The 12049-nt window shown below is 36.2% G+C and carries 11 protein-coding genes and 1 riboswitch; of the genes, 7 read left to right on the top strand and 4 right to left on the bottom strand.

The genetic code is table 11. From position 1 onward, the window contains the following. Nucleotides 1-84: 84 nt before the first annotated feature. The 3 genes from A4F88_RS00360 to A4F88_RS00350 all read left to right on the top strand — a co-directional run bounded on the left by A4F88_RS00360 (nt 85) and on the right by A4F88_RS00350 (nt 3016). Nucleotides 85-1209 carry an MBL fold metallo-hydrolase gene (locus A4F88_RS00360; protein WP_068840562.1) on the top strand — a complete coding sequence of 375 codons (1125 nt, stop codon included), beginning with the start codon at nt 85-87 and terminating at the stop codon, nt 1207-1209. 5 nt (nt 1210-1214) lie between these two features. Beyond that, complete coding sequence (locus A4F88_RS00355) at nt 1215-2009, top strand: helix-turn-helix domain-containing protein (RefSeq protein WP_068841416.1); 795 nt, start codon at nt 1215-1217, stop codon at nt 2007-2009. 179 nt (nt 2010-2188) lie between these two features. Beyond that, entirely contained in the window at nt 2189-3016 is an 828-nt protein-coding gene (locus tag A4F88_RS00350; RefSeq protein ID WP_068840561.1) for an SDR family oxidoreductase, read from the top strand. A 98-nt stretch (nt 3017-3114) separates the two neighbouring features. Here the strand turns inward: A4F88_RS00350 and A4F88_RS00345 are convergent, their stop codons facing one another. Beyond that, nucleotides 3115-3933: an SDR family oxidoreductase gene (locus A4F88_RS00345; protein ID WP_068841415.1), complete on the bottom strand. Its 819-nt coding sequence runs from the start codon at nt 3931-3933 to the stop codon at nt 3115-3117. Between the two features lie 298 nt (nt 3934-4231). Here A4F88_RS00345 and A4F88_RS00340 point away from each other — a divergent pair, with 298 nt between their 5' ends. Beyond that, entirely contained in the window at nt 4232-4444 is a 213-nt protein-coding gene (locus A4F88_RS00340; protein ID WP_068840560.1) for a hypothetical protein, read from the top strand. Between the two features lie 33 nt (nt 4445-4477). Here A4F88_RS00340 and A4F88_RS00335 read toward each other — a convergent pair whose 3' ends face one another. From A4F88_RS00335 to A4F88_RS00325, 3 genes are all read right to left on the bottom strand, one after another. Further along, on the bottom strand, nt 4478-4924 hold the full coding sequence (locus A4F88_RS00335; protein ID WP_245178981.1) for a VOC family protein: 447 nt from the start codon (nt 4922-4924) through the stop codon (nt 4478-4480). Nucleotides 4925-4981: 57 nt separating this feature from the next. Then, the gene (locus tag A4F88_RS00330) at nt 4982-6478 is read right to left on the bottom strand and encodes an aminotransferase class V-fold PLP-dependent enzyme (protein ID WP_068840558.1); all 1497 of its coding nucleotides are present in this window, start codon (nt 6476-6478) and stop codon (nt 4982-4984) included. A 162-nt stretch (nt 6479-6640) separates the two neighbouring features. After that, entirely contained in the window at nt 6641-7630 is a 990-nt protein-coding gene (locus A4F88_RS00325) for a TlpA disulfide reductase family protein (RefSeq protein ID WP_068840557.1), read from the bottom strand. A 258-nt stretch (nt 7631-7888) separates the two neighbouring features. Then, a riboswitch (SAM riboswitch) is annotated at nt 7889-7988 on the bottom strand. Between the two features lie 372 nt (nt 7989-8360). Here A4F88_RS00325 and A4F88_RS00320 point away from each other — a divergent pair. The 3 genes from A4F88_RS00320 (at nt 8361) to A4F88_RS00310 (ending at nt 11998) form a co-directional block, all read left to right on the top strand. After that, nucleotides 8361-8711: a hypothetical protein gene (locus A4F88_RS00320; protein WP_068840556.1), complete on the top strand. Its 351-nt coding sequence runs from the start codon at nt 8361-8363 to the stop codon at nt 8709-8711. A gap of 88 nt (nt 8712-8799) precedes the next feature. Then, nucleotides 8800-9813 carry a TQO small subunit DoxD gene (locus A4F88_RS00315; protein WP_068840555.1) on the top strand — a complete coding sequence of 338 codons (1014 nt, stop codon included), beginning with the start codon at nt 8800-8802 and terminating at the stop codon, nt 9811-9813. Nucleotides 9814-9949: 136 nt separating this feature from the next. Next, complete coding sequence (locus A4F88_RS00310; protein ID WP_143155079.1) at nt 9950-11998, top strand: M13 family metallopeptidase; 2049 nt, start codon at nt 9950-9952, stop codon at nt 11996-11998. Nucleotides 11999-12049: the final 51 nt, after the last annotated feature.

Below are 12049 nucleotides of genomic sequence, written 5' to 3'. Positions count from 1 at the left end.
GCTTTACACGCAACCAAATTTGAGCTTTTCAGACAAGTGAGCATTTGTTTTCTATCCTAATTTTGTGGTGTAAAAGAATCAAAGATGACACAAACTAAAAAATGGCAACGCTTACTTCAGTTTTTAAAACGGGTAACCCTGGCATTTGTGATCCTCATTGGTATTATAACACTTTATATGATGCATCCACAATTTGGCAAAAGACCATCCGGTGAAAAACTGGAACGCATAAAACAATCGGCACAATTTAAGAACGGTAAGTTTCGAAATACCAATAATACACCGCAGCTCACTCAAAGTCTGCGTGTAGCACTCTACGATTATTTGTTTAATAAATCGAAAGAAAGCGCGCCAAATCAGGCTATTCCTTCGGTAAAAATCAATTGGAATACCATTTCAGAACAGGAAAACAGTTTAATCTGGCTCGGGCATTCCTCCTATTTTATTCGTATTGATGGTAAAAATATTCTGGTCGATCCTGTGTTAAGCGGAAGCGCATCTCCGATTCCCGGCGGCGGAAAAGCCTTTAAAGGTTCAGATATTACAACTGCCGAAGCGCTTCCAAATATTGATTACCTCTTCATTTCGCATGATCATTACGATCATATGGATTATAAAACCCTGAAAACTTTACAGACCAAAGTAAGTAAGGTAATTGTAGGTTTGGGTGTTGGTTCGCATCTGGAATATTGGGGTTATACACCCGATCAGATCATAGAAAAAGACTGGTGGGAAGAAATTGATTTAGGTGCTGGTTTTAAAGTTACCGTAACGCCTGCCCGACATTTTTCAGGACGCAGTATCTGGTCTGCCAATACACTTTGGACATCTTATGTATTACAAACGCCTTCGAAAAAATTGTATTTTGGCGGTGATAGTGGTTACGATACTCATTTTAAAGAAATTGGAGAAAAACTTGGACCTTTTGATCTGGCAATTCTGGAAAACGGACAATACGATCTGAGCTGGAAATACATTCATATGATGCCCGAAGAAGTGGTTCAGGCAGCAAAAGATCTAAAAGCAGCCGTTTTATTTCCGGTTCATTCATCAAAATTTGTACTGGCAAATCATTCCTGGTACGAACCTTTGGAACGGGTTTCAAACGAAGCTTTAAAACAAAATCAGTCTTTAATCACTCCCTTAATTGGCGAAATTGTCAACCTCAACAATCTGGACACAAAGCCGGTTTATTGGTGGAAAAAATAAAAGCGATGAAACAAATAGAAGATATACACGGCATTCAAAGAGCCTGCTATTCTAAGAGCAGTAAATCGGGTGAGCAATTCATAAAAGAGCACGGTATTTCGTTTATTGTTTCGGGCGAAATTGAAGCTTATGATGGTAACACCAAACATTATTATCATAAAGGTGATGTGGTACTTTTCCGGAAAAATGCTTTAGTCCGTTTTGTGAAATATCCGCCAAAAGATGAAGCTTTTGAAGCCATTTCGATTATACTGGATGAAGACCTCCTCAAGGAATTTGCCCAACAACAGGAAATTTCATCCGAGAAAAATCCAAAAGAAAGTTTGTTTAAACTGGAACCTGACGAACTGATTACGTCCTGTTTTAAAGGACTTGAATCCTGGTTTGGAAATAAAATCAGTGCCGAACTGGCTGAGATTAAAAAGAAAGAAATGATTTATCTTTTGTTGCGAAATGATAAGGCTTTGAAAAATGTCCTGTTTCATTTTGCAATGCCGGGAAAAATCAATCTCGAAGCTTTTATGAATACCAATTTCAGGTTTAATGTGCCTTTAACACAGTTTGCTTTTCTTACCGGCAGAAGTCTGGCCAGTTTTAAAAGAGATTTCGAAAAACTTTTTCAGACATCGCCTAACAAATGGTTGCAGCAAAAAAGACTGGAAGAAGCATATTACTTACTTTTCAATAAAAAAATGAAACCCAAAGATGTGTATCTGGAAGTGGGATTTGAAACCTTATCTCATTTTTCATTTGCTTTCAAAAACAAATTTGGCATAAGTCCATCCGGTATTTACCATTAAAATTTAAAGATCAATAAGACTGTTTTAAAAACAGGCACTTCTGTACCAACCGGAAGAGCCAGGCATTCTTTTGTCATAAAAAACCGGAATACTTCCTAAACTGAAACAATGCAGGATTGGCTGTCATAAAAAGAAATCACTTATTTAACTCCTATTTTTTTAACTCTAAAAATAAAACAATGAGCAAAACCATTTTTATCACCGGAGCATCTTCCGGTATCGGACAAGCTACGGCTTTATATTTTGCAGGACAAGGCTGGAATGTAGTCGCTACGATGCGTCATCCTGAAAAACAAGATGTATTGAAAAACAGCGAAAATATGCTGGTGTTAAAACTGGATGTCGAACAGCCTAAAACCTTTAACAACGTCATTAAAGCTGTTCTTTCTAAATTCGGAAGTATTGATGCTTTGCTAAACAATGCAGGTTACGGACAGCATGGTTTGTTTGAAGCCACTACTTATGAGCAGATTCAACGTCAGTTTTCTGTAAATCTTTTTGGTGCAATGGAAATCACCAGAGCATTACTGCCTCATTTTCGCCAACAGCAAAAGGGCACAATTATTACCATTACATCTGGTGTTGGTCGTGTAACCGTTCCGTTGGTATCTATTTATGCCGCATCTAAATTTGCTTTGGAAGGCTTCTGCGAATCGCTTTCGTTTGAACTGGCATCACAAAACATCAAAGTAAAAATTATCGAACCGGGCAATATCAGTACGAATTTCGAACAAACTACAAAGGCCAACTTTGCAACAGATGAAGCGCTGACAGATTATGCGGATTACCTGCAAAAAATGGAGGCTGTTTTTAAAGGTATTTATAGTGGTGGCGGATCAACAGCAAATGATGTGGCAGCTACTATCTTCAAGGCCGCTACAGATGATACAAATGTATTGCGTTATGTTGTAGGTGCCGATTTACAGCCTTTAATCGATATTCGAAACGGCGGAACAGATGAAAACTATATGAACGTACTCAGAAGCACTTTTGTTCCTGAAAACTAAATCCCTAAAAACAATAAAGAGAAAAAGGCATTTGCTTTTTTCTCTTTAGTTTATGATCTCGTTACAAGAAACAGGTTGTTATTTTCTCCCGTGACACTTTATGATAATCCGAATTGTTTTTTCATATCAGCAATAAAAACAGCATCACTTTCTTTTTCTCTTTTTTCCAGCAAAGCTGCGGCATCAGGCGTTGCGGCATATCTTAAACGATCTGTACCATCTGTAGCGGCTTCGTAAATTTTTGCGGCTACTACGCGCGCCGGAAAACTGTTTGCACCAAGACTCTGAATCAAACTCATTAAGTTATCCATCAAGCCCTGATATTCAGTTAGGTTTTCATCGTTTTTAAAATCAAAAGAGCGTCCTGCAAAATCAGTAGCTGTTGCGCCTGGTTCGACAATTTTGACTTTTCCGCCAAATGCTGCTACTTCAAAATTAAGCGACTCCGAAATTCCTTCAACTGCAAATTTGGTTCCGTGATACAAAGCGCCAAAAGGAAAAGTCAATCGTCCGCCCATAGAAGAAATGTTGATAATGATTCCATCTTTATTTTTTCTAAAATGCGGCAATACTTCTTTAGTAACATCCAATAAACCAATCACATTGGTATTGAACTGACGAATAATGCTTTCTCTTTCAAACACTTCTAACGGGCCATAGGCTCCATATCCGGCGTTATTGACCAAAACATCTATTTTTCCAAAACGTTCAATACCTTCACGTACTGTTTTCTCAATACTTTCGGGATTTAAAACGTCCAGCGAAGCTACCCACACATTATCTAATACGGTTAGTTCGGTTTCTTTTTCGGGTGTTCTCATTGTGGCAATAACGTTCCAGCCCTGTTCTGCAAAAAATAGCGCTGTTGCTTTACCAATGCCACTGCTGGCTCCTGTTATTAATACGGTCTTATTCATTTTTTTTGAATTAAAATTAATAAGACAAATTTCCTTCATTTTTTAAAGATTTTATGTCCTGAAAAGCTCAAAGTCTATGTTCTGAAAAGCTCATTATTAAATGATTATTTTGCTTTGAAATATTGGAATTTGAAAATGTAGTACAGGATTCTTTTTTGCATTGTAATCCTAAAAGGGTCAATAAGTTAAAAACACATTCTGCACATGTGAATTTGATAAGAACTCCAGCTTTAAATATAAAATTCTAAAGCCATTCTGCATGTATATTTACCAATAAATCAATTAAACTTTTACGATAATGGAAAATGTAAATAATCCCTCTTCAGAAAACTATTGTAAATGTTTTCACAGCAGTATTTATACAGCAGGCAATACCGATTTTATATACACAAAAGCGTATCAGGGAGATTGGGGTGACTGGGATGACCAGCCGGAAATTGTCATTATAGAAACGAATGTTTATGATCTGTCGGTTAACGATACGCGGACAGCAGAAGATTCTATTGTTTAAAATTTTTAATCTTACATTTGGTTTAATTGATTCTTAAAAAACAACCGATTCCAGAAATTCGATCACTTCACCGTTTGGACTGTAAACTAAACTATTACTCACCGTTACGGATTTTCTTAGGCTTTTTAATTCCAGTGTTTCTTTTTCTGATAATGGTTTTGCGCCATTTTCGATGGCCTCTTTGTATGCTTTTTTGGCATCTTCAACCACAAAACAAATATGCAAAAGTGCATTTTCGATATAAGGATCACCTGCTTTTCTTTTGCGTCCCTGAGTGGGAAAATTAGCATTGTTGTCGCATATCTCCAGGTAGCAGTCAAAAGCTTTATTTTTCATCATGACGCACTTTTCTAAGTTAAATTCGGGCAGGCTCCAACTGTGTGTTACTTCAAAATTAAGCGTTTTATAAAATGCTATTGTCTCTTCAACATCGTACGCTTTAATGGCAAAATGATGAAATCCTTTTATATTGTTATTCATTATAATTATTTTGATGCAAATATGTTTTGTAATGGCTTTCGAAAGATAGTTTAGGATTTATTTCAGGTTAAACCATTCCTTTACCTCTTCTAGTATATTTTCTTCTCTTGCAATACTTTCAAACTCATTTGTAGCAATATTATGCTGATAATCCTTCTGCCATTTTTTATGATTTTGAACTACCGCTTTTATCGCATCACAAATAAATACAAGTTCCTGATTTGTCATTATCGGATGCAGTGATAAACGCACCCATCCCGGTTTATTGCTTTGATTTTTCTGAAGCAGTTCATCTGTAAATTGCTTCGATTTTTCTTCATCAATATCAAACAAATAATGGGCATACGTACTCGCACAAGACCAGCCGCCACGAACCTGAATCCCAAAACGGTCATTTAGAAGTCTTACGATTAAATTATAATGAATATCTTCGACTATAAAAGATACACACCCAATTCTGTCTGCCTGAGTATCTCCTAAAATTTTTAAACCGTCTATTTCCTGAAGTTTAGAAAAACAAAGGTCCAGTAATTCTTTTTCTCGTTTTTTAATGTTTGTTACGCCCATTTCATCTTTCAGTCCTAAGGCTAATGCGGCTCTGATTACCTGTAAAAATCCCGGAGTTCCGCCATCTTCCCTCACTTCTATTACATCACTGTAGCTATATTTCCCCGAAGGATTAGTCCATTTTACATTTCCTCCGCCAGGATTATCCGGAATCGTACTTTGATACAACTTCTCATTAAAAACCAAAACTCCGCAAGTTCCCGGTCCGCCTAAGAATTTATGTGGCGAAAAGAAAATAGCATCCAGTTGTTGTTCAGGATCTTCCGGATGCATATCTATTTGAACATACGGTGCCGAAGCTGCAAAATCAACAAAGCAAAATCCGCCATTTTGATGCATGATCTTAGCCAGTTCATGATACGGAGTAATAATTCCGGTAACATTGGAACAGGCTGTAAATGAACCAATTTTTAAAGTTCTGTTGGCATATTTTTTTATTTCCTGAGCCAGTATTTCGGGATTGACCAGATTGTTTTCATCTGCGGGTAAAATCACAACATCTGCCTGGGTTTCATACCATGGAACCTGATTAGAATGATGCTCCATATGCGTGATAAAAACGACTGGTTTATCAAGCTCATTTGTCTGAACCGCAGATTTGTTATCTGTAGAACGCAAACCTATAAAACGCTGTAATTTAGATAAACCCGCTGTCATTCCGGTTCCGGTTGTAACCAGAACATCAGATTCGTTTGCGTTAACATGTTTTTTGATTAATTCTCTCGCATGCTGATAGGCATATGTAGAAGCTTTACCGGTCTGACTTGAAAATGAATGCGTATTGGCGATCATTGGACCTATTTTATTGAGCATAATATCTTCAATAGGTACATATAACCTTCCGCTGGCAACCCAATCGGCGTATATTAAATCCTGTTCTCCGTAAACAGACTCAAAACTGTGATGTACTCCTAATGTATTTCCTCTAAATTTAGAGAAATAAGGTTCTAACTGAGTTGATTTCGGTTTTCTCTCAATAGCATTCATTTCCTGATCATTTTAATTAACTTATATTATGGGTGATTGAATTTGTAATTTCAGGGCACAAGCAATCACACCAGAAATACTACACAACATATTGCCAATCTTTATTGGATTACAGAAGTGTTTTTCTTGTGCCTTGAAATAGTAAACTAAAACTTTAAATGTTTAAAGCTTATTATCTAAAAGTGATTTTAGCGTTGACTGAAGTTCTTCTCCATGCAGATTTCTGGCTACAATAATACCTTTTGAATCTACAAGATAGTTAGCCGGAATTGCTCTTACACCATATAATTTAGCAATTTCGCTGTTCCAGAAAAGTAAGTCCGAAACCTGAATCCAGTTTAAATTATCGTCTTTAATTCCTTTAACCCAGTTTTCTTTCTTTTTGTCCAGAGAAATTCCAATAATATTAAATCCTTTATCATGAAATTCTTTGTAAGCTGCTACAATGTTTGGATTTTCTCTTCGGCATGGTCCGCACCATGAAGCCCAAAAATCAACCAATGTATATCCTTTTAGGTTTTCTGAAAAACGAACCGCTTTTCCTTCGGGATCTTTTGATACAAAATCCGGTGCTTTTTTTCCAATCTGCAATCCGCCCAGTACTTTTACCAGTTCCTGAAGCTCTTTCACGTAAGTGCTGTTTTGCTGACTTTTATCCAGCAAAGCAATGTTTTGTGTAATTTGTTCCGGTGTTAATCTATACGACCAGTTTCTATACAAGACATAAGCCGAAACTATAGACGCTGGATGTTCTGTAATAAATTTGCTGATTTCTATATCTTTCGATTTTTTGTATTCTTCAAACAAATCCTGAGATGCTGAACCTTCGACAACTGAATTACTGTAATATTTTACCGGGCTCAGTTTTACTGAAACAGGTCCTTTTTCAAGGAAAATGTATAATGGAGAATTGGTTGTGTTTACGCTTAAGCCATATAATTCCGGTGTTTTAACTTTAGTTTTAAAACTGAAATTTCCGTTGGTTACTTTTACAGAATCAATGGTAGTAAACATTTTATTATGAAACTTCTGCAAATACACGTATTGCGCTACTGTATCTACGACTGTTCCTTTTAGTTGTAAATTATTTTCTTGTGCCTGAACTCCTGTTGTGGCAAGGCATAAGGTCAAAAAAGCTATTATTTTTTTCATTATAAGTTTGGGTTTTAAAAATTAGACATAGTAGTTCCATGGTCAATAGTAAAATGACCTGAATATTTATATGATAAAAGAGGGATTTTTTTAGAAGAAAAGCTAAGTGTATTGCATTCGGAGCGCCTGAGAGTGGTTTCCTTTTTTCGAAAACAGATTAAGTTGTTCCGTACAGCTGTGTAATAAAAGTTGTGTTTTCATTTTAAAACTAAATCATTTTAATAATAATGTCTTATTCAGATTTTCTAAAAGAAATCTTTCTTATCTGTCCGCCATAACGGAAGGATTTAGCACCTTATTTGGCAACAGGTTGCTAAGACTTCATTGGGCCTACTCCCTCAGTCTTTCTGGATAAGTCATGTAGAACTTTTTTCTACTCTGCAAATATAATATAAATTCTACCAACTTAGTCGAGTTTAAAAATATTTTTTTGAAAATAACTTAAAACATTTTGAAAACGGAATTCTTTTGAACTTTCAAACAAGACATAAACACTTGTTTTACAAACACATAAATCACTAAATTAAATTTTACTTTCTTTTACAAAAATTATTTTAAAATAAGTTCTGCTATTGTTTCTTTACAGGAAAATACTATCAAAACAACTGTCCGGAGAGAAATTCAAGGGTTTATTTTCTTCTAAAAAAACTGATTTTAAAATACCTTTTAACTGATAAAGTATCAACAGCAGCAGGTTTTTCGCTATATTTGAAAATAGAAAAACAGTTTAATGCAAGATGGAATAAAAAATAGTATCACAAGAACAATCATCATTTTGATGCTTTTTTTGTTGTGTCTTCCATGTTCTGCCAAAAGAGAAATTAAACTAACACTCGATATTCCTCTTAACGAGATCGAAAATAAATTTAGCAGTACACAATCCGGTATTTGTTTTATAACGGCAGTTAAAAAAGCTTCGGTTTCATTTGAGGCTAAAGTGGTGAAGAAATATCATTCTAATAACTTTTCTTCTTTCCAACACGTTATTCTTACTTCTCCCCTTTTCAGCACTTCATTTCCCGAAAAGAAAGTGTCGAAAATTATTCCCATTTATATCTTACACGAACAATACCTGATTTGATTTTTGATTTTAATTCTGATGTACTTCAATACTATTACTATTGAAGCGATTCCCTTTGTTTTATCATTAAATTTCAATTCAAATTATTATGAACAATTACAACTATATGTATGGCGGAATGTTTACTACGGCATTGCGCTGGGTAGCAGGCTGGACTTATTTTTCTGCTTTCTGGAGAAGGCTTGTTTTAGAAAATAAACTTAATCCTGATGAAGCAGGATATATTGGCGAAAAATTCAATCATTTCTTACCTAATGCGCTGGGTATAAAACCTGTTATTGAACATCTTGTTTCCAATCCTGAAAGTCTCTGGTGGGCAATGGTATCTTTTACGCTTATCGAAGGAATTGTTGGATTATTTTTTATGCTTGGTCTTTTTACCCGATTGATGAGTTTTGGTGTTTTTAGTCTGGCATTCGGTATTTTATTAGGTTCAGGATGGTTAGGCACTACTTGTCTGGACGAATGGCAAATAGGTGTTCTGGGTGTTGCTGCCGGATTTACTGTTTTTATGTCCGGTGGAGGAAAATATGCTCTCGACGAATATTGTATTCGGAAAAATAAATCTTTTACCCATAAAAAATGGTTTGCAGTTATAGGCTCCGGAATTTTGCCTGTAAAAGATAAAACTGCCGGCAAAATAGTATTAATTGGTTCTGTTTTTATCTTAGGATTAACGTTATATACCAATCAATATTTTCATGGAGGAGTTTATGGCAAACTGCATAATCTTTCGGTTCGTCCACATGTTATCATTAGTAATGCCTCTGTTCAAAATGAGGTGCTGACTTTTACCGTATTCAGGGATGAAGGTGCAGATGTTTATGGCTCTTTCCTTATCGGAATCCAATTAAAAGATGAAAACGGCAACATTATTTTTGAGCAGAATCAGGCACAGCTTTCACAACTCCCTCATAAACAAATCAAAAATGATTATGTTGCTAAAGTAAAACCCGGAAAACACAGCCTGATTTTACCTTTGGGTGCAAAAGCTACATTGCATTTTCAAATACCTTCTTTTAAAAATACCAGCAAAAAATACACATTGGAACTCACAGATATAAGCGGACTTAACTGGACACAAGAAATAACGATACTATAAAGTTGAATGCTAAAAGCTTCAAAAACAATTTTCTATTCGCATTTTTACAATTATTTATCAGTATCTTAAAGTAACTTTGGCAGATTGCAATAAAATTTCAAAACTGATACATTCCACGACTGAAAAAAAACTTTATATGTTAAAGATTATTATCATTATTATTACTGCCCTGATTTCTCTTATTCCCAACTATATCATGGGACAATCCGGAGAAACGAATAAAGGAAAAGCGACTTATGGCGATTGGGGTATCGAAACTCAGTTTATCAGTAAAACGATAGCGCCGGGTAATGATTTTTACAGTTATGTTAACGAAGGCTGGTTTAAGCTTGCAACAATTCCGGCTGGTGCTTCAGGATTTAGTAATTATAACGATGTTCAGAATAAAGTGAACCAAAGAATAGCAGGTATCATTCATGGAGATGTAACTGTTGAAAATACTTCAAAAGCTGCCCTGCAACAAATTACAGCACTTTATTCCGGTTATGTTAATACGGATAACATCGAAAAACTGGGATTAAAACCTATTCAACAGGATTTAAAACATATTCTTGCTTTAAACAATTATCAAGATGTGGCAAAATGGATGGCAAATCCTAAATCTTTTAGTATTGTATCCATCCATGCCTCGCCGGATCTTAAGGACAGAAGCAGATTTCTTATTACGCTTAGCGAAAGTGGTATTGGTTTGCCTTCGCCGGAATATTACGAAAAACAGGACGGCCCTTATCCGGGTTATCGAAAGGCTTACAAAGAATACATCATTAAAACTTTGCAGCTTGCCGGAATTTCGAATCCTGAAAAACGGGCAAATGACATTCTGGATATTGAAACCCAGTTAGCCGCAGTACAATGGACACCCGGACAAATACGTGATACTAAAATCAATTCGACTATATTATCGGTTTCACAGCTTAATGATTATGCACCGGGATTTCCGTGGAAAGTATTTTTAGCCAACAGGCAGGTTGAAAATGTGACTGAACTAATTTTACAGGCAGATTCTGCCCTTAAGGCCAAAGCAGCTTTATTTGCCAAAACGCCTGTTGACGTCTGGTCTTCGTATCTGGCATTTCACTGGATTGTAAACCACTCTACTCTTTTACCTGCTGAATTTCGCAAGAACCTTTTTGACTTTTATTCTGCTACTTTAAGCGGAATTACAAAAGATGCACCGAGAGAACAGAAATCCATACAGTATGTTAACAATCGTCTGGATCAATTGATTGGAAAATTATATGCAGAACGTTACTTTCCTGTTGATTACAAACAGCGTATTAAGGATTTGGTTGATTATCTGCGTAAAGCTTTTGTTGCCAGAATTGAAAGACTGGACTGGCTGGACGACAGCAGCCGAAAAGAAGCTCTGGCAAAACTGGATGCTCTTACGGTAAGAATTGGTTATCCTGATGTTTGGCGTGATTATTCGGTATTAAAATTTAATGCCAACAATCCTGTTGGTAATGAGCACCGTATTGCAAAAGCAAAATGGGATTATGAACGTTCCCTTCTTACTAAAACTTTTACGAGTAAAGAATGGTATGATGTTCCGCAAACTGTTGATGCTACAAGCAGTAAATTATACAACTCGATTGAATTTCCGGCGGGAATTTTACAGCCTCCGTTTTTTGATCCTTTTGCAGATGCTGCAGTAAATTTTGGGGCTATTGGTGCGATAATCGGACATGAATTAGGGCATTGCTTTGATGATGAAGGATCAAAGTTTGATGGCAATGGTGTAATGCGCGACTGGTGGACTCCGGAAACCCGAAAATCTTTTGAAGCCCGAACCACACAACTTGTAGAACAATATAATGCTTTTACCTCACCGGAAGGAATTCATATTAACGGAAAACAAACTCTTGGCGAGAATATTGGCGATCTAACGGGACTTGCGGTTGCCTACGAAGCGTACCAGTTGTATCGTGCTGATCATGATAACAATCCGCCAGTTTTAGACGGATATACTGCTGATCAGCGCTTTTTTATATCTCTGGCTCAGGTAAGCCGTAGTCTTTATACTCCTGAAGCGTATCGAATGGCAGTAACAAAAGACTATCATTCTCCGGCAGAATATCGCGTAAATGGTGTTGTTCGAAATATCGATGCCTGGTACAAAGCTTTTAGTATAAAACCGGAAGACAAACTGTATTTAGCACCTGAAAAAAGAGTACGCATCTGGTAAAAAAAAGCCGGAAACAATGATGTTTCCGGCTTTATAAAAATTTTAATGTAT

Source organism: Flavobacterium chilense, assembly GCF_001602525.1.
Taxonomy (GTDB): domain Bacteria; phylum Bacteroidota; class Bacteroidia; order Flavobacteriales; family Flavobacteriaceae; genus Flavobacterium; species Flavobacterium chilense.
The sequence above is the reverse complement of the archived record's forward strand: the minus strand, read 5'-3'. Positions and strand labels throughout refer to the sequence as shown.

What these genes read in the sequence shown, in the direction of transcription:
- A4F88_RS00360 (WP_068840562.1), top strand. Translation starts at nt 85, where the DNA reads ATGACACAAACTAAAAAATGGCAACGCTTACTTCAGTTTTTAAAACGG.
- A4F88_RS00355 (WP_068841416.1), top strand. Translation starts at nt 1,215, where the DNA reads ATGAAACAAATAGAAGATATACACGGCATTCAAAGAGCCTGCTATTCT.
- A4F88_RS00350 (WP_068840561.1), top strand. Translation starts at nt 2,189, where the DNA reads ATGAGCAAAACCATTTTTATCACCGGAGCATCTTCCGGTATCGGACAA.
- A4F88_RS00345 (WP_068841415.1), bottom strand. Translation starts at nt 3,933, where the DNA reads ATGAATAAGACCGTATTAATAACAGGAGCCAGCAGTGGCATTGGTAAA.
- A4F88_RS00340 (WP_068840560.1), top strand. Translation starts at nt 4,232, where the DNA reads ATGGAAAATGTAAATAATCCCTCTTCAGAAAACTATTGTAAATGTTTT.
- A4F88_RS00335 (WP_245178981.1), bottom strand. Translation starts at nt 4,924, where the DNA reads ATGAATAACAATATAAAAGGATTTCATCATTTTGCCATTAAAGCGTAC.
- A4F88_RS00330 (WP_068840558.1), bottom strand. Translation starts at nt 6,478, where the DNA reads ATGAATGCTATTGAGAGAAAACCGAAATCAACTCAGTTAGAACCTTAT.
- A4F88_RS00325 (WP_068840557.1), bottom strand. Translation starts at nt 7,630, where the DNA reads ATGAAAAAAATAATAGCTTTTTTGACCTTATGCCTTGCCACAACAGGA.
- A4F88_RS00320 (WP_068840556.1), top strand. Translation starts at nt 8,361, where the DNA reads ATGCAAGATGGAATAAAAAATAGTATCACAAGAACAATCATCATTTTG.
- A4F88_RS00315 (WP_068840555.1), top strand. Translation starts at nt 8,800, where the DNA reads ATGAACAATTACAACTATATGTATGGCGGAATGTTTACTACGGCATTG.
- A4F88_RS00310 (WP_143155079.1), top strand. Translation starts at nt 9,950, where the DNA reads ATGTTAAAGATTATTATCATTATTATTACTGCCCTGATTTCTCTTATT.